Origin of the sequence: Staphylococcus sp. GDX8P80P (assembly GCF_017893095.1) — a bacterium.
GTDB classification, from domain to species: Bacteria; Bacillota; Bacilli; order Staphylococcales; family Staphylococcaceae; genus Staphylococcus; species Staphylococcus borealis.
On record NZ_JAESMI010000209.1, the window covers coordinates 1 to 376 of the forward strand.

At 27.9% G+C, this 376-nt stretch carries 1 protein-coding gene; it reads right to left on the reverse strand.

Going from position 1 to position 376, the window contains the following annotated elements; all coding sequences use genetic code 11:
* Positions 1–102 precede the first annotated feature (102 nt).
* A partial coding sequence (locus KA858_RS12490; RefSeq protein ID WP_210135840.1) for a cadmium resistance transporter occupies positions 103–376 on the reverse strand: 274 nt, incomplete at its 5' end.

Below are 376 nucleotides of genomic sequence, written 5' to 3' on the forward strand. Positions count from 1 at the left end.
TTTTTCTTCATTTAAAAATCTTAAAGCATAATTCACTTTTTCCTCATGAACACAAATGACGTCACAAATTTTATTGTTACTCATATTAAGTCACACCTTAATTTATAATATAAATCCTAATATCGTTTGTATGGTTTCATTTTCAATAATAATAAATAAGCCCAATGCTATGTAAATAACAGCCATAATCCAACGACTGAATTTCTCAACAATTTCACCCACACCAGGAATTCTAGCTAGTTTTTGTGCTGTGAATACTAAAAAGAAAATTAAAACTAAAAATACAATTAAGGTAGTCAGTAATTCAATAATATCCAATGCTACAAAATAAGGGACAAATAAACCAATATTATCTGCACCACAACTTGCAATTGTC